Origin of the sequence: Moraxella bovis, assembly GCF_025985205.1 — a bacterium.
GTDB lineage: Bacteria > Pseudomonadota > Gammaproteobacteria > Pseudomonadales > Moraxellaceae > Moraxella > Moraxella bovis.
Genome location: NZ_CP087840.1, coordinates 255,158 through 280,312, shown reverse-complemented (window position 1 = coordinate 280,312; position 25,155 = coordinate 255,158). Strand labels below are relative to the sequence as shown.

Here is a 25,155-nt window from a genome sequence, read left to right as displayed (position 1 = left end):
ATATTTAAATGAGAGAGACTCCACGATGAATAACAGTAAAGTTTTATTAAAAGTAGAAGATTTTCGTGCCATTGGCAAAGCTGAAATTAAATTGGACGGCATTACTGTTGTCGCAGGTGTGAATGGCTGTGGCAAAAGCACTTTATCCAAACTTTTGTATTGGGTTTATCGTGGGGCAACTGATTTTAAGGTTTTGGCTGACTCATATCTAAAAAACAATTTGCAGATAATTAATAGGCTAATTGTATTTTTCATACAATCTATACACTATGAACTTGCGGATGATGATGCCAATGAGGGTATGGATATTAGGCTAATAAAATTAAAAAATATATCAGAAGTTCATACCACAATGATTCAATGGTCGGAAATATTTAATCAAAAAAATATTGACCGTCAAGAAATTATCGAATTTCTTAATAAAATAAAAAAACAATTCCAATCAATAAAAAAATTAAGTAAAAACGACAGGGAAATCTTTATTGATGTAATCAAAGACGCTCTTAGTGATTATCCAGATTTGGAAAGAGATGTATTGGATTTAACCGAAAGTGGATATTTCTCCGAATATAATATATTAGATTTTTTGATTGGTTTTTCCAATTATATCTTTGATAGTTATAAAAAAGATATAATCTCTAAACCTAGAATTTACTTAGATTCCCAAATAATGGATATTTTTCACACTAAATATCCGCCAACCTTACTAGAAATATCAGAAAATGAACTACCGATATTTAAAACTGATTACGAATTTTTATCAGAACCTTATTGGATAGATAATGTGATTTATATTGATACGCCAATGTTTTTTCAAAACTCTGGTACCGAACATTGGAATGATGTCAATGAAAAACTTAAAAAACGCCCTGAATACTACAACGATAAGGTCAATACAAAAGAAATTGACACTTTGATTAAAAGTGAGATTTTGACAGGGCAAGCAGAGATTAAGTTTAATGAATTAAATAGCAGTTTTACCTTTATTACACCAACAGGGGCAGAAATTGATTTAAGTGATAGTGCTACAGGTATAAAAGCCTTTGCAGTATTGGATTTATTATTAAAAAATAAATCTATCAATGATAAAACTTTGTTGATTTTGGATGAACCAGAAGCTCATTTACACCCACAATGGGTAATTGAGTTTGGGCATTTATTGACCTTAATTCATAAATACATTGGAGCAAAAGTATTTGTGGCAACCCACAGCCCTGATATGGTGCAAGCCTTACGCTACATTCCGAACAAAGAAGGTATCGGCGAGCGTGTAAATTTTTATTTAGCCAAAGCTGATGATGGCAAAAATGGTCAGTTTATCTACCAAGATTTAAAGGGTGAAATAGATGATATTTTTTCATCATTTAATATCTCTTTAGACAAATTGGCAAAATATGGAGAGGATTGATGAAATATTGTCAAGATTACCCATATTATGATTTGCAAGATAACTTTTCTGGAAATTTTTATATTATAAAATCCATTCACGAGTTAATTTGTAAAGATGACGATAGTGGCAAAGAAGCCTATATTGATGATGATACACCCATATTTAGTGATGAATGGCTCGCTTTGGATTTGGACGCATTGGAAAGGGAGCTATCTCAAAAACGAACTGATAAAAATATCAAGAACTCTATGGATATGGGATTTGTAGTTTCTGATGGTAACAATAAGGCATTTGTTTTGGTTGAGATGCGGTATAATTTCTTGAAATTCAACAACATTACAAGAGATGATTTAAACAATAAAGTATATTATTCTACTATTTGTGTAAAAAATACTTTAAATATAAAAATTTATACAAAAAAATATTTTTTATTTGCTAAAAACAAAGTAGAACAAGGCAGAAATAGATTAAATCGTATGAATCCAGAATGTTCGCCAGATTATGAGACGTTAGGAACTCGTGATTTGTACGAGTTGTTTTTTCAATAATTTTTTAAATAAGGCGTTAAAATGAATTTAAATCCCAACATCAACATCAATGCAGGGCGGTTATATACCGCTTTGCAGGACAATAGTGTTTTTGTTAAAAATAAAACTGATGATGACATTATAAAAGTTGCCTTAGAATTAGATTATTCTACTTTTGTGCAACTACAAGAATTATTGTCTGATTTATCGCCAAAAAAACCAACAAAACCAAAAACCTTATATGATGTGTGTATGGAATATAAGGCGATTGGTGATATGGATTTTGATATTCCTGAATTTAAAGATTTACCACCAGATTTTAGCGAATTGGAAACTTTATTTGATGATTGAGAAAGCATAATGATTTTACTTGATGCCAATGTGATTTCCGAAATCAGAAAAATAGAACAAAATAAAGCCAACGCTAATGTAGTGGCTTGGGCAAACACTTTGGATTTTTCAAAAGTCTATTTAAGTGCGATTGTGATTGGGGAATTAAAACTTGGGGTTTTACTAAAACGCCATAATCACGATTTTGTGCAAGCAGATGTTTTGGAAGATTGGCTAAATAACTGGGTTTTGGCAAAATTTGCCAATAGAATTTTGCCAGTTGATGAACAAGTGGCTCAAATTTATGCCAGTTTAAATGTTCCAAGCCCCAAAAGTACCAATGACGCTTATATCGCTTCAACCGCCATCGTCCATAATTTAACCATTGCCACTCGCAATGTTAAAGATTTTGATGGTATGCCCGTTAAGTTAATCAATCCTTTTGAATTTCTAGCATAACCACTTAGGAGACCTTATGAACATCAAATACCCTGCTTTGATACTGTGTGCCATTCTAGCCCAAAGTCCTTTGACCGCTACCGCCTTTACTCACACACCCACCCACAGCACCACATCGGGACTCACCTATCGCATCATCCAAGATGGTCATGGCAAAAAACCCGCCTTGCACGATGAGGTAGAAATTCGTTTTACTTCCTACAATGCCAAAGGTGAAGTCTTAGAAGGCACATTAAACGGCGTGCCTGTGATTTTGCACGTCAGCGAAATGTTTGTAGGATTGCAAGAAAGCCTGCTTTTAATGCCCGTGGGTGCAACTTATGAATTTGACATTCCCGCTCATTTAGGCTACCAAGAAGAAGGCAAAAGCGGTAGGCAAGCCGCCAAATACCGCATTGAGCTTTTGCGTATCAATCCTTAATTTTAGTACATAAACATTATGTGCGATAATGCCTATTATTTTTTAAAAGGAACAGCTATGACCACTCAAACCCGCATTAACGAAATCCAAGCCATTTATAAAGAATGGCTTGCCGTCCACGAACGCCTACAAAGTGCCAAACAAGATTTGGCAAAAAGTGCCGATCTGATGGGCAAATTGGAGCATTTTTATTTTGATGGCGAGTATCGTGAGTTTTTTGAGCAGATTGAAAACGGCTTGGCAGTGGATTTGACGACCGATGGTGAGTACAGCGTGATGAGCGAAGATGCGATTTGGAATGCCATTGCCGACCATGACAGCACGCTGTGGGATTTTATGCGATTTGCCGTGAAACACTTGGACAAAGCTGGCGAATAATGGCACTAAAAATCACCGCCGAGTGCATCAACTGCGACATTTGCGAGCCAGAATGCCCCAACGATGCAATCAGCTACGACCAAAAAGGACAAAAAACCTATGTCATCAACCCCGACCTATGCACCGAGTGCGTGGGTTTTTATGATGAGCCAACTTGCGATAAAGTTTGCCCGATTGACTGTATCATCAAAGACCCCGACCGCCCTGAATCGCCTGACGATTTGATGGCAAAATATAAACGGATTTGGGGGAGGTGACCCCCATTTTACCTTTACCGTTTTAGCTCTCCATGCCCTTTTTGGCGTCCTTAACCGCTTTTTTGCCCCGACCATACCAATGCCAGCCTTTTTTGGCAAGTCTGACCGCTTTGGTGATGTTGCTCTCGGTAAAACTCGCCTCCCCCATTGGCACGACCACACTATTGCCATGCTCATCCACCACTGTTTTGGCATCAGCATTAAAGCCGTCTGTGTCGCTGTTGTGGTCGGCATTTTGGGCAGTCATCCGCACCACAGACTCTTTGGCTCGTAGCGGGGCGGTCTTAAACAGCTCTACCAAACTCATGTCCAGCTCATCTTTGGCAATACCCTCAATCCGCTCCAAGTTACGATACAGCTCCACGCACCATGGGTCATATTCCGCTTTATTTAAGGCACTCATCTCATCTTTGATGGGCAGAGGATAAGGCATGATTTTATAAAACTGCCACAAGCTCACGGTGTTCAAGTCCGTGCGTAGGGTGTATTCATCATTTTCAGTGCGAGTGATGAGTTCGTTGGTCGCCAACTCATCGATGTACAGATTCCATTTTGGCGTCTCTTTACGTCCCAGCACGCCCCGCAGTTCAGCTTCGCTTGCTGTCTCGCCCACTTGATATTTTTTATAAATCAAATTAAGCATGTCAAGCAGGCTAAGCAGTGGATGACGTACCGCCACTTCTTTGCTGTCAAAGATGGTAAGCGTGTAGCTCATCTCCACCCCGAGCAATATCAAGTTCCACGACAGATACAGCCACATCAAAAACACAGGAATGGCAGCGAACGCCCCATAGATGGCTTCATAACTGGTGAAGTTGGTCATGACTGTCCCAAAGACCGTCTTTAAGGTCTCAAAGAGTATCGCCACGACCACGCCTGCAATGGCGGCATTTTTTAGGGGAACTTTAACCTTGGGGATGAACCAGTACATGGCGATAAAGCCACCGACCGTGAACAAGAATGAGATGATTTTTGCCCATATCCCCCAATCAATGCCATAGCCTGCCACTTGCTGATTTAAAAACGATAGCCCCGAGATGGTACTGGACGCACCAAATGCCACGCCCAAAATGATGGGGGCGACCGTAATCATCGTCCAATAACGGACAATGCTTGCCATGCCCCCTGTGCGTTCTGAGACTCGCCAAATTTGGTTAAACGCCGTCTCAATGGTGATGAGCGTCATGATGGTCGTCACAAAAACACCCGCCACCCCGACAATCCCTAGATTGCTGGATTTTTCGGCAAAGTTGTCCATGTGCTGAGAAATCGCCGCCCCCGATGACGGTATAAGATTGCTATAAATGGCTTGCTGTACCTGCCCACGCACTTCCTCTAAGGCAGGCACGCTTGAAAAAACCACGAGTATCACCGTCAGAATCGGCACAAGCGACAACAGCGTGGTATAAGTCAAGCTGGCAGCTTTTTGGGTGCAGTTATCATCCAAAAAGTGACGCACCAGCAGGCGAATATACATAAACCAAGAATGATGGGCAAACGGCAGTTTGTTAAGAAGTTGAATCATGAGCTTTGGGGTGGTTTTCGGTATAAATCAATATTAAAATTTAACGTAGTTTAACAAATATTACCACAAAATTGCTTTATGTTTGTGTAATTTTTTAAAAAAACATCAATGATAACTTTGGCTAAATTTTGGGTATAATAGGATAATTTATCACGCCATCATTATCATGACAAAGCCCACATCAGACAAAGCACCCAAGCCCATTATTCCCATACAGTCCACCCTTCGCCGAGCATGGGTGGTGTGGCTGTTGTATTGCCTTATCATTTATCCTGTGCTTGCCAGCCTAGCGTTTGGTAGTACAGGTCGTGCCAATCTGGGCATGAATGGGGGCGTGGGGACTGGCATGGTGTTTGGCGTGATATGGCAATTTGCCAAACTCATCCCCGCCCTACTACTCACCCCCACCATCAAGCGGGCGGACGCCCCTTATGGGCTGATTGTAGCAAGTTTGGTCATGCTTATTTATTTGGGCTTTGTGGGCGTATATTGGTTTATTCATGTCTTTGAGCATTCGCCCATGTATATCAGCGTGGGGTTTGGCTTTGAGACGTTATTACTGCTTATCATCAATGTCTTATTGTTTATCCTGTTAAGACGCCTACCGCCCATGCACAAAAACAAAATAAGAAAATAGTTGAAAATAGTTGAAAATAGTTGAAAATAGTTGAAAATAGTTGAAAATAATCAGGCAAAATCATGATAACTTATAAAAAATACCTACCCCTACTCATCGGCTTATCACTTATCCCAACCGCCTTTGCCCATGACACACCGCCCGAGAGCAGCACTCGCACATCGCTCATCTATGATAGGCACGCCGAGCAGTTGGGGTATCATGGCACCAGCATGGGGCAGTTTGGCACGTCAGGGCATGACAGACCACGCTCACAGCCCCTAGCTCCGAACATCGTTACTGGCACTCGCTTTAACGAGCAGTACATCAATCGCCAAATCGCCCTGTGGTCATTACGCCAAATCAACAGCTCCATGCCACTCATTGACGACCCATGGACAAATCAAGTCATCAATGACATGACTGCCCAAATGAACGCCATAGTTCGCACCCAGTCGCTCATCGCCACGCCCATCATCAATGACAGCAGTATCAACGCCTTTGCCGTACCAGGGGGCGTCATCGGCATGAACACAGGCACGATACTATCGGCAGGCGAGCTTGATGAAGTGGCAAGCGTCATCGCTCACGAAATCGCCCATTTATCCCAACGCCACTACGAACACAGCCAAGACAACAACAAAAAACTCATCGCCCTACAAATCGGCGGACTACTGGCAGCCCTAGCCGCAAGCTCGGTCAGTGGCGACATGGCAGCAGCTGCCATGATAGGTTCACAAACCGCCACCGCAGAGACGGCAGCCAATCACAGTCGTGAGCATGAGCGAGAAGCGGACAGAATGGGTCAGCAGATTTTGGTGCAGGCAGGCTATGACGCTGCCGCCATGCCCCGCTTTTTTGAACGCCTATATAAACAGCTCTCTCTAACCACCTACAAAAACGCCTTTGTACCGAGCTTTATCCAGTCGCACCCCTTTACTGCCGAACGCCTGAGCGAATCGATAAGCCGTGCCAAAGGCTATCCTGTACCAAGTATGGTCGCCCGTGAACAGCAAGCCCGCCTCTTTGACAAGCTGACATGGCGACTTCGCTATCTGACCAAACAGTCAGGTCTGGATGAGCTGACCATTCACGCCAAACGCAGTGACGGGGCAAGGCTTACTCTTATCATGTATCTGGCGGACAACGCACGCACTGATGAAGCCCTACGCCTATTCACCAACGCTTCTTTTGACCCGTCTGACCCACTTGTCTGCCTAACCCACGCCCATGCACTCACCAAGATGAACGACCACGCCCAAGCCGTGTCGGTGCTGTCATCTTGCCAAGCGATATACCCCGAACGCCGAGATTTACGCCTACATTTGGCGGACGCATATGTCAGTACAGGCGAGACTGCCAAAGCATTGGCACTGCTAAACCCCTTGACCGAGCGTACACCCCACGATAGGCAGGCGTGGCAAGGGATACAGCACGCCTACGAAAAATCACGCATGGACAAAAACATCGCCACCATACACGCCCTACACGCCCGCTCGCAGGTAGAGCTGTGGGGTGGTAAATATGACGGAGCCTTGCAATCCAACGCCCAAGCCACCAAAGTCGCCAAAGCCTACCACCCAAATCTACTACCCATGTTGGAGCAAAGCAAGGTAATGATGATACAGGCTAAGGACTATAAGCCTTGATTTGCGTTGTAATTTGGGTTATGATTGATGTTTTTAAAAATAAGGACTGATAAAAGAGTATGATTTATTAAAGGTGATAAAAAAGCATTGCCAATATAGCAATGCTTTTTGATAGATAAATTAACCTTATAAATACGCCTTAATCTTCTCCACAAGCTCATCCACTTGCTCTTTGGTGGTGTCAAAACTCATCATCAGACGTATCTCCCCCGTTTCATCATTCCAATCATAAAAATGAAAGTCATCGTGTAGTTTTGTAACCACATCGGGTGGCAATATGGCAAATACAGCATTGCTCTGGACTTTTTGGGTGATGACAACGCCGTCTAAGTCTTTGATTTGGCTGTATAAATAGCTTGCCATGTCGTTACTATGTTTAGCAAGCGACAGCCACAGTTCTTGTTCAAACCACGCCACAAATTGAGCTGAGATGAACCGCATTTTTGATGCCAGTTGCATGCTGGATTTGCGTAAGTGCAAAATATCCTTGTCCAGTTTGGGATTTAAAAACACCAAACATTCGCCCATCATCATGCCATTTTTGGTACCACCAAGCGAGAGTACATCAGCAAACTGGGCAATGTCCACCAAACGACAACCTAAGTGGGCAGCCGCATTGGACAGCCTTGCCCCGTCAATGTAGAGATACAGCCCAAACTCATCACAAGCTTGGCGGATATTGGCAAGCTCATCAAGACTATAACAAGTACCAAGCTCAGTGCTTTGACTAACATAGACCGCACGAGCCTGTGGGTGGTGCTCGGATGGGCGAATAAAGTGGCGGATTTTTTGGGGATCTAGCTTGCCATCATCACTATCAATCACCAACAGCTTAATCCCTGCAACATACTGCGGAGCGATACTTTCATCATTGTTGATGTGGGCGTGATTGGTGCAGATAACCGCACCAAATCGTGGTAATATCGCCGACAATCCCAAAACATTCGCCCCTGTGCCGTTAAAAACAGGATAGCCAACTGCCTGCTCGCCAAAGGTTTGTTTGATATGCTCTGCCAGAGCTTGGCTGTGGCTATCGTAACCGTATGCCTTGTCATGTCCGTTATTGGCACTAATAAGTGCGTCCATGATGGCAGGATGTACGCCTGAATAGTTGTCGGAGGCAAAAGCAAAATTATGTTGGGCGTTCGTACTCATGCGGTCAATGCCTTTTTGACAAGTACTGAGATGACAGCAGGGTCAGCTTGCCCTGCGGTCTTGTCTTTGACAGTGTTCATCACACGCCCCATGTCTTTCATGCCAGACGCGCCAAGCTCGCCAATGGTCTCATTGATGATGGCGATGAGCTTGTCATCGGACAACTGCTCGGGCAAAAAGGCAGAGATGACGTCAATCTCAAACTGCTCTTTTTGTGCCAAATCATCACGCCCATTGGCGGTATAAATACCCAAAGACTCTTGACGCTGTTTGATTTGTTTTTGTAAAATCGCCAATACATCTTTGTCGTCAAGCTCGGTTTGTCCATCAATCTCTACTTGTTTGATGACGGCTTGCACGTTACGCAAAACCTTGACTTGCTCCATGTTTTTAGCTTTCATGGCGGTTTTGATGGTGTCGGTTAAGGTAGTTTTTAGGGTCATGAGTGTCTCCTGTTAAATGGTATATTTTAGCAAATTTGGGTTAGATTTGCGATAAAATTAATCATGATTTGGCAACTTGCAAAACAAATATTCATATTATATAATCAAAAACCCCAAAATTTATCATATCATTTAGGAGAAAATGATGAGTATGTTGTCAAAAATCTATGATAAAAGTTTATGTAAAGTTCGTACGGTTACCGCTTTTATTTGTTTGTCTGATGATAAAAATGATTGGGAAAATATTTTAAATGTCGCCAAATTCAATTGCCAGAAAGTCGCCAATCAATTAATGGAGCATGGCTATATTGTACAATCCCTTCGTTTGGTTACAAACCCATTTGGTGAATACATCAATACGGATAATTTTGATTTTGCCAAACAAGATTTGTCTGATTTGACAAATATTTTAAATAAACTCAATCAAGACAATCCTTTACGCCTAAGATTTGCCATCGGTGAGGCTAAAACCGCCAAAGAAATCGCTTTATTACCAGAGCTGATTAAAGATTATGGCGATTTATGCAATGCTTGTGTGAATATTGATATTGATGAGCATGGGTTTTTGGACAATGAAAAAATCAGGAACAGCGTTCACGCCATTAACCACATCGCCAACATTACCCCAAATGGACAAGGTAATTTTAATTTTACTGTCAATTTTAATTGCAATTCTTTCATTCCTTATTTTCCTGCCAGTTATCATCGTAACGAATTAGGCAATGTGTTAGTAGTGGGACTTGAAACGCCTGATTTATTAGTTTCTGCCTTAAATGACATTCAACACGAAAAATCACAATTAAGCCACGCTGATTTTATGCAATTGGCATATCAAACCATGCACCAAGCCCTAAGTCAACATATTTTACCAATCAACGACATTGTCAATAACACCACATTAACGGATAATTATCGTTTTATTGGCATTGACACTTCTGCTGCCCCATCAAAAAATTGCTCATCAATGACAAAACTTTATGAATTATTGGGCGTGCCATTTTTTGGGGCATCTGGTACGGTTGAGATTTCAGCATTATTAACTAAAGTATTTAAAAGTATTGCGGTTACACAGGTGGGATTTAGCGGACTTATGCTTGCTGTTACCGAGGATACAGGATTGGCGATTGGCACACAAAGGGGTGATTTTGATATTCATGGATTGCTGACATTTAGTAGCGTTTGTGGTATTGGACTTGATACTGTGCCAATTGAAGGTAATACGCCATTTGATACAATCGTACATATCATGCGTGATACAGGCACAATGGCATATCGTCTCAATAAACCTTTGACGGTGCGTTTATTTCCCGTGCCCAATCTCACACAAGGACAAATGACAACATTTGATAGTGATGATTTGTGTAATTGTGCGGTGATGGCATTGCCTTAATTTAAAACCCAATAAAAATCACTTTTATTGGGTTTTATTTTGTCTTAATTATTTGGTAGTAGTCCAAAAAGTATGCCAAACTAGGTTTTCCGTTCGCCCTGAGCCTGCCTGCGGGTAGGAAAACCGTTAGGCTTCCCAAGCTTACCACGAACGGTTTTCTTTGTATCATACTTTTTGAACCAGAGCCAATTATTTTTGTGTTAATATGAGTAATCTGTCATAAACCTCACTTTTTTTAATGCCTAATACATCCGCCACGATTGCACTTGCTTTTTTTGGTGGTAATTCTTTGGCAATGGCAAGTAGCCAGTCATCATAATCCGCCTTTTGTTCTTTTTGGGTATTACCTGCCACGACCAGCACAATCTCGCCACGTTGTTGGTTGGAGTCATTTTTTACAAATTCTAATAAATCAGCAAGCGGTAATTTTTTTATCGTCTCAAAGGTTTTGCTAATCTCACGGCACAGCGTGGCTTCTCGCTCACCGCCAAACACGTCCGCCATGTCGGATAGGCAATCTGTAATGCGGTGCGGTGCTTCATAAAAAATAAGCGTCTCAGTATGAGCTTGATATGCCTTTAAAGTCTCTATCCGCCCATGTTGTTTGGCGGGCAAAAACCCCACAAAACTAAACTTATCAGACGGCAAACCCGCCACAGACAACGCCCCGATGACCGCACACGCCCCGACAATCGGCACAACGGTGATGCTCTCATCATGGCACGCCTTCACCAGTCGATAACCAGGGTCAGAGATAAGCGGTGTGCCAGCGTCCGAGATAAGAGCAACCGATTGACCGCTTTGCAATCGCTCTATCAGCCGTGCCGTCTGTGTGTCGGCATTATGCTCATGATAGGCGGTGGTGGGCGTGGATATGTTAAAAAAACTTAATAATTTGGAACTTGTGCGAGTGTCTTCGCAGGCTATCACGTTCACGGATTTTAGGATGTCAATCGCCCTTGCCGTCATGTCGTTTAGATTGCCAATGGGGGTGGCAACGATATATAAAATGCCTGTCATTTTTTGCCTTTTTAATTTAAATAATGAGTGTTAATTTTATTTGGGCGAATGTGATTTTCCCCTACAATAATTCACAAATTTTTAATTATCATTATTTAATTCTGTATTATCCAATTTATCATTTGCCAAATTTTCATTATCAAAATCCGCATTTTCTAAATTTAAGGTTTCGCCCAAATGTAGCCAATTGCCCAATACGTCCGCCAACTCATCAAGCCCTTCTTTATTTAATGCCGAAAACAGCTGAATGGAAAATGGCAAGTCTAAGGCTTGCAGTTGTTTTTTGGTTTGTAGTAGAGCGGTTTTTTGAGCCCCACGTTTTAATTTATCCGCTTTGGTGAGTAACACATGAACGGGCAAGTCGCCGTCCTTTGCCCAATGGAGCATTTGCTCATCAAAATACTTCAACGGGTGGCGAATGTCGGTCAGCAAAATTAAGCCCGTCAAACTTTCACGATGAACAAGGTAATTTTCAAGCTCTTTTTGCCATTTGATTTTCATCGCTTCTGGCACTTGGGCGTAACCATAGCCTGGCAAATCCACGATACGACTATCAGGCGAGCCGACATTAAAAAAGTTAATCATCTGCGTCCGCCCTGGGGTTTTGGACGAGCGGGCGAGCTGTTTTTGGTGGGTGATGGTGTTAATGGCGGACGACTTGCCTGCATTAGACCGCCCTGCAAACGCCACTTCAAAGCCTGTATCAGGCGGACAAAGTTTTAGGGTGGGGGCGGAGAGTGAAAAGGCGGTTTGGCGGATGATTTTCTGGTAGTCGGTGGTGGTCATGATGTCAAATATAACTGCTAAAATGATAAAATAGTGTATCATGAAAGCCATAAAATAGCGATAAAAAACCCAAAGGGTAAATAAGTCGCATTCGGCATAGTTACCAAATATCTCTTGCAACTTGGCAAAAAACTTGCATAATAAAAGCATAAAGAGAAACAACCATTCTCACATTTATCCCAAATTACCCTTAGTGAGAGTTATTATGTCAAAATTATTACAAATCGCCATTGCCAGTCTTACCCTAGTCACCACAGGTGTAAGCCATGCCGATGTCGCCACCACTTACCAGAAAACCTGTGCCACCTGCCACGATAGCGGTGCCTTAAACGCCCCCAAAAAAGGCGACAAAGCCACATGGGATAGGCTAAAAGCCCAAAAAGGCATGGACACCTTAGTCAAAAACACCAAAAAAGGCATGCCCCAAATGCCCGCCAAGGGCTTGTGCCAAACATGTAGCGATGATGAGTTTCGGGCATTGATTGACTACATGGCAAAATAAAAAAACTGGGGCATGTTTACCCAAACAGCAACATCATCTTTGGGTACATGCCCCAGTTTTATGGCTTTTGTCAATCATAAGTTGATGATGGCTTGATTTGATAATTTTTTGTTAAAATCTCATCTTTTTGCAAAAAAATGTTGCCAAAACCACAATTTTTGTAGGAAAATTTAGCGAAGTCTTGCTATAATAAGCAAGATTTACCCATTTGACTTTTAAAAGCCAAATAAAAAGATACAAAACCCAAGACACGGGGATTGCCCCGAAGTTAGTAGGAAATTGTTATGAAAGCCATGAATTTGTCAGCCAAAGCCATGCTAACCAAAACGTTGCTCGCCACAGGTTTTGGTTTTGTCGCCTTGACCGCCACTGCCGCTCCAACTGTTCCTGCCTTTGACATCGAAGCAGGTAAAGCCATCGTAGATGCCAACTGTGCCGCTTGCCACGGTGCCAATGGTGTCTCGGTTGCCCCAGCTCAGCCAAATTTGGGCGGTCAAAACATCAAATACCTATACAAACAACTGGTCGATTTTAAAACAGGTGCCAGAAAAAATGGCATCATGCAGGCACAACTTGCAGGACTTACCCAGCAAGACCTTGCTAACGTAGCAGGATACTATGCCAGTCAAGCCCCGTGGCTACCAGGTTATGGCAACAAAGCCACGAACGCCGCCGCCCAAAAACTCTACCTAGGTGGCGACAAGAGTCGTGGTATCATCCCTTGTGCAGGGTGCCATGACCCCAAAGGAGCAGGCAATGGCTGGGCGGCGTTCCCACGCATTGGCGGTCAGCATGCTACCTATATCTCAACTCAGCTAAAACTGTTCCGTGCCGCAGGTCGTGAAGATGAAGGTCTCATGGCAGAACAGGTTCGTACCAACGACTCTGCCAAAAAAGACGAAAAAGGCATGATGCAAATCGTGGCAGCCAAACTGTCTGATAAAGACATCAAGATGCTTTCTGAATTTATCAGTGCCGTTCACTGATTTGTCAGACTTAGACTTGTGTGTGATAAAACCCCTTGATTGGGGTTTTGTCGTTGCTTGATTTTGCCCCTATTTAGTTTTTGCTTACCCTTATCCATCCTAATCGCCCAACCAGAGCTTGCTATGTTATCTCGTTATACCGTGTTTTTTGTGGCATGTGCCTTACCACTCTTATTTGCCCATCAGATTGCCCCGAGCATGGCTCATGAGCTAGATTTTTGGCTGTTGTGGATGATTGCCATGCTCGTGGTGGGTCTGCCCGTGTTATTTGCCGAGCTTGCCCTATCTGCTCGCAGTGGCGATGGTGTGTGGCTTGGCATGCAAAAGCTTACCCGTGAAGCCGATGCCAAGATGACATGGCGAGCTTTTGCAGGGCTGTCGGTGTTGGTCTCACTACTCATTAGTGCGACCATGACCGCACGCATTGGAACAGGACTTCATCAGCACCTACCCCAGCTCAACCTTAGTGTGCCAAGCGTTGGGCTTAGTGCAGGGGCGATGATAGTAGCACTCATCCTAAGCCTGCTCAAAACTCGCCTACTTGGGGTCGGGGTCATCATCGTCATCATCGGTGGGCTTATCTCGCTCTTTGATGGCGGTCTAGCTAGCGGTGTGAGTGTGCCAACCATCACGTCTGTATCGCTTAGCGAGTGGGCAAAGGCGGTCTCTTTGGCACTACTCTCGGTGGGCGTGGGTACAGGTCTGTACTGGTTCTTGGGCGTGGACATGACCCGACAAGTCATGGATAAGAACAACAAAAAGCCCTTATCGGGATTGATATTGCCCATCTGGCTCACTCAGCTTGTGTTTGGGGCGTTTGCTCTGATGGTCGGCAGTGCCTTTGTCACGCCAACATCCTTTGCTGTGACGAGTGTGGGCATGCTGTTCATCGCCAGTTTCTTGGTTTACTATGCCATCAGTCAGCTCAAAATCCGCTTTGGACTCATCAAGGGCGTATCTGCTGGTATCGTGCTTGCCATGCTGTTATCCACCCTACCTGCCAACATCGCCCTAATGGCACTGGTCGTCATCAGTCTCTTGACGGTCGTTATCTTGGCGGTGTTCTCTGGCTTTGTGATGAAAATCAGCCATTTACGCAAAAATTTTAACTTTAAAAGCGAAGGGCGTTATAACATCTGGCGAGTGCTGGTGCGTATTGGCGTGCCACTTGCCATCATCATCGCACTCATCGGCTGGGTCGGGCAATGGCTACAATAAACATCGCTTTGGCGTATGCAGACGGGGACAGGCACTACTATCAAGAACTTATCCTGCCCCACGGAACAACCCTATACCAAGCCCTAGTTCATGCAGGCTGGCTGAGTCTGCCGACTTTTATCGACTTTGGGGCATGGTGCGACACGCACATGACTGCCGACCCTAGCCACAAGGCGTGGTATGTCGGCATATACAGCCAAAAAAAACGCTTAGACACGGTGCTGTCAAATGGCGATAGGGTGGAGATTTATCGCCCCTTATCCTACGACCCGATGGCACGACGCAAATGCAAATCCAAAGTTCGCCTAAAAAAGCTTGGCTATCGCCCGTTATAGCTTTTACAGATAATAATTCTAAAAACCACATAAAAAATCAGGCAAAGCATCCCACTTTGCCTGATTTTTTATCTAGCTTACTAGGGCGTACTTGCCCTTTGTATTTGCAATGAAAAATGCCTGTTTAAAAAAGCAGGGGAATCGCACGTTTTTCAAGGAAAAAACAAAGGCTGTGAGTTTTCTATCAATCAAGTTTTTGGCGATGAAAAACAAGATTTGGCCATTTTTCATGCAAAAACGGTTGATTTATTTGTAAAATATTTAAATTACAAATTGTGTTATAAAGGGCAGGCACGCCCTAATTACTGATTTCTTCTTGGCAGTGATTCACGCCCTGCGATACGCACCACACGCCCATTTTCAAAAAAGATAGACAGATACTGACTGGCGTTTTTGATGTCTTTTTTGCCCGCTCGCTTGCCGTCTGTGCCTGCGGTGTAGTCGTACAGATAGTCAAAGCGGTTCGGGTTTAGCGTATCTTTCATGGCAGGGCTACCAAGCAGATAAGTCACTTGGTCGGCGGTCATGCCTACTTGCACCTGCGATGCCTGAGCGAACGTGATGGGCGTGCCTTGGGGCAAATCAATGGTATACACACGAAACACCGAACAGCCTGACAATGCCAATGTGCCGACCAGTGCCAACGCCATGAATTTAGGGGCAAATGTTTGCGATAGGGTCATCATATACTCTCATCTTTATAAATAATCGCCATATTAAACGCAAGTGCGAAAATATGCAAGTTTTTTATGACGCCCTACTCCCAAAAGCCGACTACCCAAAGCTTACAAAATATGCTATGCTCACGATGATTCTACCGCCTGTTAATATCATCATGTCCGATTTTTCACACGACTTTTTGCACGACTTTGCCACCATTGACCCGTCCGCCCCTTGGCTTGCCCCGTATTTGCCCATTCATCAAGCATATGCCAACCGCCCTGCCCTGCCACTGTTTGAGTGGTTAAATGGCTATTTTGCTGACAATGATATTGCCCTAAAAAATCACCAAAACTGCCCACTTGCCTTTACCCATCAAAACGACCTAGAACACGGCACAGCGTACGAAACCCACATCGGACAACACCACAAAATCCCAACCCGTGATAATCTGCACGACTGGTTTGGGGCGTGCGTGTGGTCGGTTTTTCCCCATACCAAATCGCTACTTAATACCAAACATCTCGCCCACATGGGCGACAACCACACCGCCAACGGACGTAACCGTGTGCGAGATACCATTACCGTATTTGATGAAAATGGGGCGATACTTGTTGTCGCCGATGATGAGATTGGCACTACCATTAGGCAAGCCTTGGTGGGTTTTGATTGGCAAACGTGCTTGGTGGATAACCGTGAATATTGGGCAGATTATCATCATGACAACAACAAAAAAGCCAAAGTCTTTATCTTCGGTCATGCGTTATTGGAGCAACTCATCAGCCCCTACAAATCCTTATGTAGCCATACCGTGATTATCAAAGTTCATTCGTCATTTTTTGCCAAATCACTCAACGAGCAATTAGCCATGTTGGACAATCAATTATCAGAACATTTAAATAACTTTTTAAAAGATGATATTACACCACGCCAATTAAATCCTCTGCCGATATTGGGTGCACCGTATTTTTGGGATAATGCCAACCCTGATTTTTATGATGACCCTTTTGTATTTAGAGCAGGTCGGAGAAAATAGTTTTTAAAATAAATTTAAAATAAAACCACTCAAAAAACCCAATCATTTATCACACTCATATAACCAAGTTGGAAAAAACCATGTATAAAATTGCCTTGATTGTACATTTATTTGGAGCCAGCATTTGGGTGGGTGGGCATTTATACCTGCTTATCCGCCTAATGCCTAATTTTATCCGCCACAATGACGTGGCAGGATTTTTAGCCTTTGAAAAAAGCTATGAACCCTTGGGCATGACCGCCCTTGCCGTGCAAGTGATAACAGGCTTTTATATGCTAACAACCCTACTACCCCCATCACTTTGGGGGCAAAACATGGGCATGCTGACCGCCCTTGTGCATGGTAAATTAACATGGCTTATCTTGACGATACTCACCGCCTTGCACGCCCGTTTTCGGGTAGTTAAAAAGCTAGAAAATGGCACGCATACCGCCAATACATTAAAAGTCATGGGATTTCACGTGCTACTTATCTGCGTGTGGAGCGTGGCATTTGTCATCAATGGGGCGTTTTTCCGTTTTGGGTGATATTTTTATAAACAATTATCATTTGTAAAATTACGCCCCATCTTGTCTCATATCTTTTTGACATAATCATGACAATCAACCATTTACACTTAATATTTCTCAAAAATTTCTGTAAATTTATCAAAGTTTAGCGTATAATAGATAGAATCTTCATGCCTAATTTGGGCAAGAGAACGATTGTTAGGACGTGTTAAACGTGATGAGTTACGGTCATGGACAGAGATTTGTCAAGTCTTATTCATCTAAATTTTAATTAACACGCCCTAAACGTTCATCAAAACAGGTAGCCAGTCGCCACTGTAACTACAAGCATTAACGTGTTGTTAAGGAGTTTAAGGTCAGCGTTAAAGCTCTCGTGTGTACCAACAGGAGTCTGGCATGGTCATTTCACTCAGAGTGAGTATCCGCTTATGATTACCATAAAAAAGGGGTTGGATTTGCCTATCACAGGCGAGCCAACCAAAGAAATTAGCGAACACACACCTACTCATGTCGCCCTTATCGGTTATGATTATATCGGTATGCGTCCGACCATGCACGTCAAGGAAGGCGATACGGTCGCCAAAGGACAGGTGGTGTTTGAAGACAAAAAGCGTCTGGGGGTCAAATACACCGCCCCCGTCTCAGGTAAGGTCATCGCCATCAACCGTGGCGAGCGACGTGTGTTTGAGAGCCTCGTCATTGAAGTTGCCCAAGGCGATGAGATTGGCTTTAAAACCCACGCCAAAGACAGCCTTGCCAAGCTATCTCGTGAAGAAGTGATATCACAGCTCAATGACGCTGGCGAATGGACAGCGTTTCGTACCCGTCCTTTTAGCCGTACCCCTGAACTTGACAGCACGCCGTCAGCGATTTTTGTTACCGCAACCGACACTAACCCCTTAAGTGCTGACCCTGCCGATATCATCAATGCCAATATTGATGATTTTAACAGTGGTCTTGCCGTCATCTCTACCCTATCGCCAAAAACGCTTGTTTGTCATGGCAAAACCGCCCCAACCAAAGCCACCAATATTGCAGGCAGTGTTGAATATCACGGTTTTGACGGCGTTCACCCTGCTGGCAACGCAGGCACGCACATTCACTTTTTGCACCCCTTAGCTCGTGGCGTAACCGTGTGGACAATCGGTTATCAAGACGTGATTGCCATTGGTAAGCTCTTTACCACAGGTAAGATTCACACCGAACGCACCATTAGCCTAGCTGGTACGGTCGTCAAAAACCCACGCCTTATCAAAACCACTCGTGGGGCGGATTTGAACGCCTTAACCCATGGCGAGCTAAATGGCGATGACAACCGTATCATCTCAGGGTCGGTGCTGTCAGGTCGTAAGGCAAGCGGTGCGGTGGCGTATCTTGGACGTTTTCACAATCAAGTCTCGGTGCTGGTCGAAGGTCGTGAACGCCCTGCCATGCACTTTTTTACCTTAGGTGCCAACCGTTTTTCAACGCTACCGATTTATATTTCTCAATTTTTTAAAGGCAAAAAATACGCCTTTACCACAAGTACCAACGGCTCACCCCGTGCCATGGTGCCAATCGGTTCGTTTGAAACCGTCATGCCCCAAGACTACCTACCCACTCAGCTACTTCGCTCGCTCATCGTAGGCGACATCGTCGAAGCGGTGGAGCTTGGTGCACTAGAGCTTGACGAAGAAGACTTGGCGCTTTGCACCTTTGTATCGCCTGGTAAATATGAGTTTGGCGATATTTTGCGTGATAACTTGACCCGTATTGAGCAGGAAGGCTAAACGATGAAATTTATTCACAATATCTTTGACCGTATGGAGCCGTCCTTTGCCAAAGGCGGTAAATACGAAAAATACTATGCTGTTTTTGAGATGTTTGACACATTTTTTCGTCAGCCAAGCTCACAAACATACAGCGCCTCCCACGTCCGTGATGGTATCGACCTAAAACGGATGATGATTACCGTGTGGCTCTGTACTTTCCCTGCCATGTTTTGGGGGATGTACAATGTCGGCTTTCAGGCCTTGAGTGCCATACAGCATTTTGGCATTGTCCCAACAGGCTGGCGTACTGCCATTACAGGCATGGTCGGCTATGACCCAAATAGCATCCTTGCTTGTGTGGTTTATGGGGCGATGCAGTTTTTGCCCATTTATATCGTCACCTTTGCGGTCGGTATCTTGTGGGAGATTATCTTTGCCGTGGTGCGTGGACACGAAGTAAACGAAGGCTTTTTCGTTACGTCTGTCCTATTTGCCCTATCGCTACCGCCTGACATTCCGCTTTGGCAAGTTGCCCTAGGCATCAGCTTTGGTGTGGTCGTGGCAAAAGAAGTCTTTGGTGGTACGGGCAAGAACTTTCTTAACCCCGCCTTGGCAGGTCGTGCGTTCTTGTACTTTGCCTACCCTGCCTATATGTCAGGCGATGCGGTGTGGACGGCTGTTAAAGGCTTAAACAACGTGGACGGTTATAGCGGTGCAACTCCCCTAGGTCAAGCTGCCGCAGGTGTGCCGTCTAATGCTTTTGCAGACGCTTATGGTCAGACCATCTCTTGGGGTCAAGCCTTTTTGGGCAACATGCAAGGCTCTATCGGCGAAGTCTCAACCCTTGCCATTCTTATCGGTGGTGCGGTACTCATGTACACCAAAATTGCCAGCTGGCGTGTGATTGCAGGGGCGGTCATCGGTCTTGTGGTAACTGCCTTTATCTTTAATATGATTGGTTCTGAGACCAACCCAATGATGAGCCTTGCCCCCCATTGGCATTTGGTCATAGGTGGCTTTATGTTTGGTGCAGTCTTTATGGCAACAGACCCAGTATCAGCCGCCCACACCAACACAGGTCGCTGGTGCTATGGCTTGCTCATCGGCTTTATGACGGTTGCCATTCGTGTGGTAAACCCTGCTTTCCCAGAAGGTATCATGCTTGCCATTTTGTTTGCCAACCTATTTGCACCGCTATTTGACTACTTTGTCAAACAAGCCAACATCAAACGTCAAACAGCACGGAGACTAGCTCATGTCAGCCAAAAATAGTAACGTTACAACCCTTGTAACCGCTTTGGTGCTGTGCCTTGTCTGTTCGGTCATGGTGTCAGCCGTTGCGGTGGGTCTAAAACCCAAGCAAACTGCCAACAGCACCCTAGATTTTAACAAAAACGTCCTTATCGCCGCAGGTAAATTTGACCCAAATACTGAGTCAAATGCGGTGGTGGCAGAACGCTTTAAAGAGTTTGAAGTTCATCTTGTCAATCTAGAAACCGGCAAATTTGCCACCGAAGAAGAAGCCCAAAGTGCAGGCATCACAGACGTGGCAAACTATGACATTGCCAAAGCGGCTCGCACCCCAAGCCTTAGCACACCACTTGAAAACGACATTGCTGCCATTGGTGGCAAGCCAAAATTCGGTAAAGCCTATGTCGCCAAAAACGCCAGTGGTGAGATTGAGACGCTCGTTCTGCCTTTTCATGGGGCGGGTCTATGGGGTCAAATCTATGGACTGCTTACCCTTGATAAGGACTTTAACACCATTAAAGGCGTAAACTTCTACCAGCACAAAGAAACCCCCGGTCTGGGTTCTCGTATCACCGAAGAGCCTTGGCGTGCCCAATGGTTGGACAAAAAAGTTCACAACGATAACGGTGAGGTCATCATGGGTGTTGCCAAAGCAGGCACTGCCAAACCTACCGAAGTAGATGGCATTAGTGGTGCCACCCTAACAGGTCGTGGCGTGCATAACATGATTCAGTTTTGGCTGGGCAAAGACGGTTATCAGCCGTTTTTAGACAACCTAAAAGCTGGCACAGCTGGCGGTAAAGGAGCATAATCATGGCGGATACCAAAAAGATTTTAACCACGCCGATTTTTAATAACAACCCCATTGCCCTGCAAATCCTTGGTATTTGTTCGGCATTGGCGGTTACCACGAGCGTGCAAAACGCCCTTGTCATGTGTATTGCACTCACGCTCGTTACGGCATTTTCTAGCTTTTTTATCTCAATCATTCGTAACAATATCCCGTCATCGATTCGTATTATCGTACAAATGGTCGTGATTGCGTCATTAGTTATTGTGGTTGAGCAAATCCTAAAAGCAGTCGCCTATGACACCGCCAAATCGTTAGGTGCGTTCATCGGTCTTATCATCACCAACTGTATCGTTATGGGTCGTGCCGAAGCCTACGCCATGAGCAACCCACCAATCCCAAGTTTTATTGACGGTATTGGCAACGGCTTGGGCTACTCAACCGTACTGATTTTTGTGGCAAGTATCCGTGAAATCATCGGTAACGGTAGCTGGTTTGGCATTCAGCTTTTAGAAAAAGCCACAGACGGCGGTTGGTATATCCCAAATGGCTTGCTGTTGTTGCCACCGTCATCGTTCTTTGTCATCGCTCTGTTCATCGCCATTGTGCGTTACTGGAAACCTGAGCAACAAGAACCTGCGGAGTTTGTCATCGCACCAAATTCTAAGGGAGGGGCACACTAATGGGACACTATATCAGTTTATTCATCACGTCCGTATTCATTGAAAACATGGCTCTTGCCTTTTTCTTGGGTATGTGTACGTTCATCGCTGTCTCCAAAAAGGTCTCAACCGCCATCGGTCTGGGCGTTGCGGTCGTTGTGGTTATGGCGGTTACTGTTCCGCTAAACAACCTGCTTTACCAATTCCTACTAAAAGACGGGGCATTGGCGTGGGCAGGCATGCCAAATACCGATCTGTCTTTCTTGGGACTACTTAGCTACATCGCTCTGATTGCGGCAACCGTCCAAATCTTAGAGATGTTTTTGGACAAATTCATGCCAGCACTCTACAACGCCCTAGGCGTATTCTTGCCACTTATCACGGTAAACTGTGCGATCATGGGTGGCGTGCTATTTATGGTAGAACGTGATTACAACTTTGGTGAATCTATCGTCTATGGCGTGGGTTCTGGCTTTGGTTGGGCATTGGCGATTACGGCATTGGCAGGACTTCGTGAGAAGCTCAAATACTCAGACGTACCCGCCCCCCTTCGTGGTCTTGGCATTACCTTCATCACTGTCGGACTGATGTCGCTTGGCTTTATGTCATTCGGCGGTATGAGCTTATAAGGAGAAACCATGTTTGGTACAGCAATCAGTGGTGTCATCATGTTTACCGCCATCATCATGGGTTTGGTGGTGGTCATCTTGGTGGCACGCTCACGCCTTGTCAGCTCAGGCAAGGTAACAATTAACATTAACGACAATCCCGACAACAACGTAACAACCGCCGCAGGTGGCAAGCTCTTGCAGACCCTTGCAGGCGAAGGCATTTTCTTGTCGTCAGCCTGTGGCGGCGGTGGTACTTGCGGTCAATGTCGTTGTAAAGTATTGGACGGTGGCGGTTCTATCCTACCTACCGAAGAAGGTCATTTTACCCAAGGCGAGATTCGTGAGGGTATGCGTTTGGCGTGTCAAGTTGCCGTCAAGCAAGACATGAAAATCGAGATTGACCCTGAATTTTTTGATGTTAAAAAATGGGAATGTGAGGTTATCTCTAATGATAACGTGGCAACATTCATTAAAGAGCTTACCCTGAAAATCCCAGAGGGCGAAGTCGTACCTTTCCGTGCAGGTGGCTATGTACAGCTAGAAGCCCCACCGCACGAAGTGCATTATAAGGACTTTGACATTGCCAAAGAATACCACGAAGACTGGGACAACTTTAACCTATGGCGTTATACGTCCAAGGTTGATGAGCCTGTGATTCGTGCCTACTCTATGGCAAACTATCCCGAAGAAAAAGGCATCATCAAGTTTAACATTCGTATCGCAAGCCCACCGCCACGAGGTCCAGAAGGCATTCCTCCCGGTAAAATGTCATCGTATGTGTTTAGCCTAAAACCAGGGGATAAAATTACCGTATCTGGCCCTTATGGTGAGTTCTTTGCCAAAGACACCGAGGCCGAAATGGTATTCATTGGGGGCGGTGCAGGTATGGCACCGATGCGTTCGCACATTTTTGACCAACTAAAACGCCTAAAATCCGACCGCAAAATCAGCTTTTGGTACGGTGCCAGAAGTAAGCGTGAAATGTTCTATGTTGAAGATTATGACGGTCTGGCCGCTGAGTTTGACAACTTTGAATGGCATGTCGCCCTATCCGACCCACAACCTGAGGATAACTGGGAAGGCTATACAGGCTTTATTCACAACGTTCTGTATGAAAACTACCTAAAAGACCACCCTGCCCCAGAAGACTGTGAATTCTACATGTGTGGGCCTCCTGTCATGAACGCCGCCGTCATCAAAATGCTCAAAGACTTGGGTGTAGAAGATGAAAACATCTTGCTTGATGACTTTGGTGGTTAATCACCAACCTTGGCAAAAAATCCGCTCTGCATGGGGCGGATTTTTTGGTAAATGATAAATAATAATGACAACTCATTAAGGCTGTAAGAAACTCAAGAGTTATTTACGCTTTGTCTAAAATAAATTTCTACTCATAAGGCGTAAAAGTCAAAGTTTTTCCTGTAATCTCATCTTTCTGACTTAAAGATAAATGGAGTTTAGTCGTATTATAGAAATTAAGAATCTTGTTTTCTTGCTTTGTGTGGTCACTGCTTGCAAATTCACCTTTGTCATGCTACATTTGCATGAGTACACTCAACCCCTTGCAAATAAAGCCTTACAACCCAATTTTAACTACAAAAAAGGCTTAGCCCTATTATACAGACTAAGCCTTTGATTTTTAAAGGAATATTTGGTGCGAACGGAGGGACTTGAACCCTCACGCCGTGAAGCACTACCCCCTCAAGATAGCGTGTCTACCAATTCCACCACGTTCGCAAGTGGTGTGCATTATAGCCGAAGCCATCGCCATTTTCAAGCATTTTTTGCAAAAGATAGAGGTATATTTCGCCCAAAATGCACTTCGACGGTAAGTTTTGGCACGTCCCCTAACACGTCTTGGCACACGTTCATGATATGCTCGGCGGTGAGCCATTCTACCGTACTGCCCTCTTGGGCGGTGGCGTTCTTGACAAGCAGAGCCGACCCCAGTATCGCCACACGCCTTAGCCCTTTATATCGCATGAGTTCATAAACGTGTGGTTTTAGGGCAGTCAGGGAGTGTTTGAGCATTCGCACGCTGATGGGCTGTTCGGGGAATTTTTGGATAACAAGACTACCGACATACTCCGCCCCACCCATCTGCACGCCAAGCCCCGTGGTCTGCTTAGAGATGCGAAACACCATCGCATCGCCCAGCGACAGCTCGCCCCCGATTGCCTTTTTTTGGTAATGCTCGTAGTTGTCAGCATACAAGCCTTTGCACCGTGCAATGACAGGGTGGACAATGTTACCGTCTGTACTAACGGGCATGATGAGCATCTGAGCCTTGGACTGCAAAAACGGCTCATGACTGGCAAAAATCACAACGCACCGCCTGATACAGGGTAAGCCTGCTCGCTGTCGGGATTCTCATTATCGCTTTTTTCATCAGCAGACGGCTTGGTATTGTCATGCTCATCGACTAGGGCGTCATGAATGACAAAGAGGTTGATGTTACATAACTGGCACATAATTTTCCTAATAAATGGTTTGGCATG

The 25,155-nt window shown here is 44.5% G+C and carries 30 protein-coding genes and 1 tRNA gene; 22 read left to right on the top strand and 9 right to left on the bottom strand.

What is annotated here, in order from left to right; genetic code table 11:
- The first annotated feature begins 25 nt into the window (after positions 1-25).
- The 7 genes from LP107_RS01365 to LP107_RS01335 are packed head-to-tail and all read left to right on the top strand — an operon-like array spanning position 26 to position 3,762.
- Positions 26-1,408: an AAA family ATPase gene (locus LP107_RS01365; protein WP_078274526.1), complete on the top strand. Its 1,383-nt coding sequence runs from the start codon at positions 26-28 to the stop codon at positions 1,406-1,408.
- Positions 1,408-1,938 (top strand): hypothetical protein, encoded by a 531-nt coding sequence (locus LP107_RS01360; protein WP_078274527.1) that lies wholly within the window; start codon positions 1,408-1,410, stop codon positions 1,936-1,938. Before LP107_RS01365 ends, LP107_RS01360 begins: the two co-directional genes overlap by 1 nt.
- A 21-nt stretch (positions 1,939-1,959) precedes the next feature.
- Complete coding sequence (locus LP107_RS01355; protein ID WP_078274528.1) at positions 1,960-2,268, top strand: hypothetical protein; 309 nt, start codon at positions 1,960-1,962, stop codon at positions 2,266-2,268.
- 9 nt (positions 2,269-2,277) lie between these two features.
- Positions 2,278-2,706, top strand: a complete 429-nt coding sequence (locus LP107_RS01350; RefSeq protein ID WP_078274529.1) for a type II toxin-antitoxin system VapC family toxin — start codon at positions 2,278-2,280, stop codon at positions 2,704-2,706.
- A gap of 16 nt (positions 2,707-2,722) precedes the next feature.
- On the top strand, positions 2,723-3,127 hold the full coding sequence (locus LP107_RS01345; protein ID WP_078274530.1) for an FKBP-type peptidyl-prolyl cis-trans isomerase: 405 nt from the start codon (positions 2,723-2,725) through the stop codon (positions 3,125-3,127).
- A gap of 57 nt (positions 3,128-3,184) precedes the next feature.
- Positions 3,185-3,505 (top strand): DUF4298 domain-containing protein, encoded by a 321-nt coding sequence (locus LP107_RS01340; protein ID WP_158079666.1) that lies wholly within the window; start codon positions 3,185-3,187, stop codon positions 3,503-3,505.
- Positions 3,505-3,762 (top strand): YfhL family 4Fe-4S dicluster ferredoxin, encoded by a 258-nt coding sequence (locus tag LP107_RS01335; RefSeq protein WP_078274532.1) that lies wholly within the window; start codon positions 3,505-3,507, stop codon positions 3,760-3,762. The genes LP107_RS01340 and LP107_RS01335 overlap by 1 nt, the downstream gene beginning before the upstream one ends.
- A 22-nt stretch (positions 3,763-3,784) precedes the next feature.
- Here the strand turns inward: LP107_RS01335 and LP107_RS01330 are convergent, their stop codons facing one another.
- On the bottom strand, positions 3,785-5,287 hold the full coding sequence (locus tag LP107_RS01330) for a YihY family inner membrane protein (protein ID WP_078274533.1): 1,503 nt from the start codon (positions 5,285-5,287) through the stop codon (positions 3,785-3,787).
- 166 nt (positions 5,288-5,453) lie between these two features.
- Between LP107_RS01330 and LP107_RS01325 the strand changes: the two genes are divergently transcribed.
- Complete coding sequence (locus tag LP107_RS01325) at positions 5,454-5,924, top strand: hypothetical protein (RefSeq protein ID WP_078274534.1); 471 nt, start codon at positions 5,454-5,456, stop codon at positions 5,922-5,924.
- Between the two features lie 62 nt (positions 5,925-5,986).
- Positions 5,987-7,552 (top strand): M48 family metalloprotease, encoded by a 1,566-nt coding sequence (locus LP107_RS01320; protein ID WP_078274535.1) that lies wholly within the window; start codon positions 5,987-5,989, stop codon positions 7,550-7,552.
- A 126-nt stretch (positions 7,553-7,678) separates the two neighbouring features.
- Here LP107_RS01320 and LP107_RS01315 read toward each other — a convergent pair whose 3' ends face one another.
- Both LP107_RS01315 and LP107_RS01310 read right to left on the bottom strand, forming a co-directional pair.
- On the bottom strand, positions 7,679-8,707 hold the full coding sequence (locus tag LP107_RS01315; RefSeq protein WP_264676001.1) for a threonine aldolase family protein: 1,029 nt from the start codon (positions 8,705-8,707) through the stop codon (positions 7,679-7,681).
- Positions 8,704-9,150 (bottom strand): GatB/YqeY domain-containing protein, encoded by a 447-nt coding sequence (locus LP107_RS01310; protein ID WP_078274537.1) that lies wholly within the window; start codon positions 9,148-9,150, stop codon positions 8,704-8,706. The genes LP107_RS01315 and LP107_RS01310 overlap by 4 nt, the downstream gene beginning before the upstream one ends.
- A gap of 145 nt (positions 9,151-9,295) precedes the next feature.
- On the opposite strand from LP107_RS01310, the gene LP107_RS01305 reads away from it, so the two are divergent.
- Positions 9,296-10,540, top strand: a complete 1,245-nt coding sequence (locus tag LP107_RS01305; RefSeq protein WP_112741746.1) for a DUF711 family protein — start codon at positions 9,296-9,298, stop codon at positions 10,538-10,540.
- A 189-nt stretch (positions 10,541-10,729) separates the two neighbouring features.
- On the opposite strand, the gene rsmI is transcribed toward LP107_RS01305, so the two are convergent.
- Both rsmI and yihA read right to left on the bottom strand, forming a co-directional pair.
- Positions 10,730-11,560: a 16S rRNA (cytidine(1402)-2'-O)-methyltransferase gene (gene rsmI / locus LP107_RS01300; protein ID WP_112741745.1), complete on the bottom strand. Its 831-nt coding sequence runs from the start codon at positions 11,558-11,560 to the stop codon at positions 10,730-10,732.
- A gap of 81 nt (positions 11,561-11,641) precedes the next feature.
- Entirely contained in the window at positions 11,642-12,346 is a 705-nt protein-coding gene (yihA, locus tag LP107_RS01295) for a ribosome biogenesis GTP-binding protein YihA/YsxC (protein WP_228157752.1), read from the bottom strand.
- 205 nt (positions 12,347-12,551) lie between these two features.
- Here yihA and LP107_RS01290 point away from each other — a divergent pair, with 205 nt between their 5' ends.
- From LP107_RS01290 to LP107_RS01275, 4 genes are all read left to right on the top strand, one after another.
- On the top strand, positions 12,552-12,848 hold the full coding sequence (locus tag LP107_RS01290; protein ID WP_078274539.1) for a c-type cytochrome: 297 nt from the start codon (positions 12,552-12,554) through the stop codon (positions 12,846-12,848).
- A gap of 293 nt (positions 12,849-13,141) precedes the next feature.
- Positions 13,142-13,834 (top strand): c-type cytochrome, encoded by a 693-nt coding sequence (locus LP107_RS01285; protein WP_078274545.1) that lies wholly within the window; start codon positions 13,142-13,144, stop codon positions 13,832-13,834.
- Positions 13,835-13,957: 123 nt separating this feature from the next.
- Positions 13,958-15,052 (top strand): hypothetical protein, encoded by a 1,095-nt coding sequence (locus tag LP107_RS01280; RefSeq protein WP_264676002.1) that lies wholly within the window; start codon positions 13,958-13,960, stop codon positions 15,050-15,052.
- A complete protein-coding gene (locus LP107_RS01275; RefSeq protein ID WP_264676003.1) occupies positions 15,040-15,387 on the top strand; it encodes an RnfH family protein in 348 nt (115 codons plus the stop codon). The genes LP107_RS01280 and LP107_RS01275 overlap by 13 nt, the downstream gene beginning before the upstream one ends.
- A 302-nt stretch (positions 15,388-15,689) precedes the next feature.
- Here LP107_RS01275 and LP107_RS01270 read toward each other — a convergent pair whose 3' ends face one another.
- The gene (locus LP107_RS01270) at positions 15,690-16,037 is read right to left on the bottom strand and encodes an outer membrane protein assembly factor BamE (RefSeq protein ID WP_420832149.1); all 348 of its coding nucleotides are present in this window, start codon (positions 16,035-16,037) and stop codon (positions 15,690-15,692) included.
- Between the two features lie 86 nt (positions 16,038-16,123).
- On the opposite strand from LP107_RS01270, the gene LP107_RS01265 reads away from it, so the two are divergent.
- From LP107_RS01265 to nqrF, 8 genes are all read left to right on the top strand, one after another.
- Positions 16,124-17,083 (top strand): DUF3025 domain-containing protein, encoded by a 960-nt coding sequence (locus LP107_RS01265; protein WP_264676005.1) that lies wholly within the window; start codon positions 16,124-16,126, stop codon positions 17,081-17,083.
- 80 nt (positions 17,084-17,163) lie between these two features.
- Positions 17,164-17,610 (top strand): hypothetical protein, encoded by a 447-nt coding sequence (locus LP107_RS01260; protein ID WP_078273017.1) that lies wholly within the window; start codon positions 17,164-17,166, stop codon positions 17,608-17,610.
- Positions 17,611-18,020: 410 nt separating this feature from the next.
- Complete coding sequence (locus LP107_RS01255; RefSeq protein ID WP_078273016.1) at positions 18,021-19,361, top strand: Na(+)-translocating NADH-quinone reductase subunit A; 1,341 nt, start codon at positions 18,021-18,023, stop codon at positions 19,359-19,361.
- A 3-nt stretch (positions 19,362-19,364) separates the two neighbouring features.
- Complete coding sequence (locus tag LP107_RS01250) at positions 19,365-20,615, top strand: NADH:ubiquinone reductase (Na(+)-transporting) subunit B (RefSeq protein WP_078273015.1); 1,251 nt, start codon at positions 19,365-19,367, stop codon at positions 20,613-20,615.
- Positions 20,599-21,405 (top strand): Na(+)-translocating NADH-quinone reductase subunit C, encoded by an 807-nt coding sequence (locus LP107_RS01245; protein WP_078273014.1) that lies wholly within the window; start codon positions 20,599-20,601, stop codon positions 21,403-21,405. Before LP107_RS01250 ends, LP107_RS01245 begins: the two co-directional genes overlap by 17 nt.
- Before the next feature lie 2 nt (positions 21,406-21,407).
- A complete protein-coding gene (locus LP107_RS01240; protein ID WP_029103012.1) occupies positions 21,408-22,067 on the top strand; it encodes an NADH:ubiquinone reductase (Na(+)-transporting) subunit D in 660 nt (219 codons plus the stop codon).
- Positions 22,067-22,675: an NADH:ubiquinone reductase (Na(+)-transporting) subunit E gene (gene nqrE, locus LP107_RS01235; RefSeq protein WP_029103013.1), complete on the top strand. Its 609-nt coding sequence runs from the start codon at positions 22,067-22,069 to the stop codon at positions 22,673-22,675. Before LP107_RS01240 ends, nqrE begins: the two co-directional genes overlap by 1 nt.
- Before the next feature lie 9 nt (positions 22,676-22,684).
- Positions 22,685-23,917 carry an NADH:ubiquinone reductase (Na(+)-transporting) subunit F gene (gene nqrF, locus LP107_RS01230; RefSeq protein ID WP_112741744.1) on the top strand — a complete coding sequence of 411 codons (1,233 nt, stop codon included), beginning with the start codon at positions 22,685-22,687 and terminating at the stop codon, positions 23,915-23,917.
- Positions 23,918-24,309: 392 nt separating this feature from the next.
- On the opposite strand, the gene LP107_RS01225 is transcribed toward nqrF, so the two are convergent.
- From LP107_RS01225 to LP107_RS01215, 3 genes are all read right to left on the bottom strand, one after another.
- Positions 24,310-24,394 (bottom strand) — tRNA-Leu (locus LP107_RS01225).
- A gap of 36 nt (positions 24,395-24,430) precedes the next feature.
- The gene (locus tag LP107_RS01220; RefSeq protein WP_112741743.1) at positions 24,431-24,982 is read right to left on the bottom strand and encodes a hypothetical protein; all 552 of its coding nucleotides are present in this window, start codon (positions 24,980-24,982) and stop codon (positions 24,431-24,433) included.
- Positions 24,979-25,128, bottom strand: a complete 150-nt coding sequence (locus LP107_RS01215) for a hypothetical protein (protein WP_162860334.1) — start codon at positions 25,126-25,128, stop codon at positions 24,979-24,981. The genes LP107_RS01220 and LP107_RS01215 overlap by 4 nt, the downstream gene beginning before the upstream one ends.
- Positions 25,129-25,155: the final 27 nt, after the last annotated feature.

What these genes read in the sequence shown, in the direction of transcription:
- LP107_RS01320 (WP_078274535.1), top strand. Translation starts at nt 5,987, where the DNA reads ATGATAACTTATAAAAAATACCTACCCCTACTCATCGGCTTATCACTT.
- LP107_RS01330 (WP_078274533.1), bottom strand. Translation starts at nt 5,287, where the DNA reads ATGATTCAACTTCTTAACAAACTGCCGTTTGCCCATCATTCTTGGTTT.
- LP107_RS01365 (WP_078274526.1), top strand. Translation starts at nt 26, where the DNA reads ATGAATAACAGTAAAGTTTTATTAAAAGTAGAAGATTTTCGTGCCATT.
- rsmI (WP_112741745.1), bottom strand. Translation starts at nt 11,560, where the DNA reads ATGACAGGCATTTTATATATCGTTGCCACCCCCATTGGCAATCTAAAC.
- LP107_RS01265 (WP_264676005.1), top strand. Translation starts at nt 16,124, where the DNA reads ATGCAAGTTTTTTATGACGCCCTACTCCCAAAAGCCGACTACCCAAAG.
- LP107_RS01275 (WP_264676003.1), top strand. Translation starts at nt 15,040, where the DNA reads ATGGCTACAATAAACATCGCTTTGGCGTATGCAGACGGGGACAGGCAC.
- LP107_RS01355 (WP_078274528.1), top strand. Translation starts at nt 1,960, where the DNA reads ATGAATTTAAATCCCAACATCAACATCAATGCAGGGCGGTTATATACC.
- nqrF (WP_112741744.1), top strand. Translation starts at nt 22,685, where the DNA reads ATGTTTGGTACAGCAATCAGTGGTGTCATCATGTTTACCGCCATCATC.
- LP107_RS01360 (WP_078274527.1), top strand. Translation starts at nt 1,408, where the DNA reads ATGAAATATTGTCAAGATTACCCATATTATGATTTGCAAGATAACTTT.
- LP107_RS01345 (WP_078274530.1), top strand. Translation starts at nt 2,723, where the DNA reads ATGAACATCAAATACCCTGCTTTGATACTGTGTGCCATTCTAGCCCAA.
- LP107_RS01340 (WP_158079666.1), top strand. Translation starts at nt 3,185, where the DNA reads ATGACCACTCAAACCCGCATTAACGAAATCCAAGCCATTTATAAAGAA.
- LP107_RS01215 (WP_162860334.1), bottom strand. Translation starts at nt 25,128, where the DNA reads ATGTGCCAGTTATGTAACATCAACCTCTTTGTCATTCATGACGCCCTA.
- LP107_RS01285 (WP_078274545.1), top strand. Translation starts at nt 13,142, where the DNA reads ATGAATTTGTCAGCCAAAGCCATGCTAACCAAAACGTTGCTCGCCACA.
- LP107_RS01290 (WP_078274539.1), top strand. Translation starts at nt 12,552, where the DNA reads ATGTCAAAATTATTACAAATCGCCATTGCCAGTCTTACCCTAGTCACC.
- LP107_RS01280 (WP_264676002.1), top strand. Translation starts at nt 13,958, where the DNA reads ATGTTATCTCGTTATACCGTGTTTTTTGTGGCATGTGCCTTACCACTC.
- LP107_RS01315 (WP_264676001.1), bottom strand. Translation starts at nt 8,707, where the DNA reads ATGAGTACGAACGCCCAACATAATTTTGCTTTTGCCTCCGACAACTAT.
- yihA (WP_228157752.1), bottom strand. Translation starts at nt 12,346, where the DNA reads ATGACCACCACCGACTACCAGAAAATCATCCGCCAAACCGCCTTTTCA.
- LP107_RS01255 (WP_078273016.1), top strand. Translation starts at nt 18,021, where the DNA reads ATGATTACCATAAAAAAGGGGTTGGATTTGCCTATCACAGGCGAGCCA.
- LP107_RS01310 (WP_078274537.1), bottom strand. Translation starts at nt 9,150, where the DNA reads ATGACCCTAAAAACTACCTTAACCGACACCATCAAAACCGCCATGAAA.
- LP107_RS01270 (WP_420832149.1), bottom strand. Translation starts at nt 16,037, where the DNA reads ATGGCGTTGGCACTGGTCGGCACATTGGCATTGTCAGGCTGTTCGGTG.
- LP107_RS01305 (WP_112741746.1), top strand. Translation starts at nt 9,296, where the DNA reads ATGAGTATGTTGTCAAAAATCTATGATAAAAGTTTATGTAAAGTTCGT.
- LP107_RS01245 (WP_078273014.1), top strand. Translation starts at nt 20,599, where the DNA reads ATGTCAGCCAAAAATAGTAACGTTACAACCCTTGTAACCGCTTTGGTG.
- LP107_RS01350 (WP_078274529.1), top strand. Translation starts at nt 2,278, where the DNA reads ATGATTTTACTTGATGCCAATGTGATTTCCGAAATCAGAAAAATAGAA.
- LP107_RS01240 (WP_029103012.1), top strand. Translation starts at nt 21,408, where the DNA reads ATGGCGGATACCAAAAAGATTTTAACCACGCCGATTTTTAATAACAAC.
- LP107_RS01250 (WP_078273015.1), top strand. Translation starts at nt 19,365, where the DNA reads ATGAAATTTATTCACAATATCTTTGACCGTATGGAGCCGTCCTTTGCC.
- nqrE (WP_029103013.1), top strand. Translation starts at nt 22,067, where the DNA reads ATGGGACACTATATCAGTTTATTCATCACGTCCGTATTCATTGAAAAC.
- LP107_RS01335 (WP_078274532.1), top strand. Translation starts at nt 3,505, where the DNA reads ATGGCACTAAAAATCACCGCCGAGTGCATCAACTGCGACATTTGCGAG.
- LP107_RS01260 (WP_078273017.1), top strand. Translation starts at nt 17,164, where the DNA reads ATGTATAAAATTGCCTTGATTGTACATTTATTTGGAGCCAGCATTTGG.
- LP107_RS01325 (WP_078274534.1), top strand. Translation starts at nt 5,454, where the DNA reads ATGACAAAGCCCACATCAGACAAAGCACCCAAGCCCATTATTCCCATA.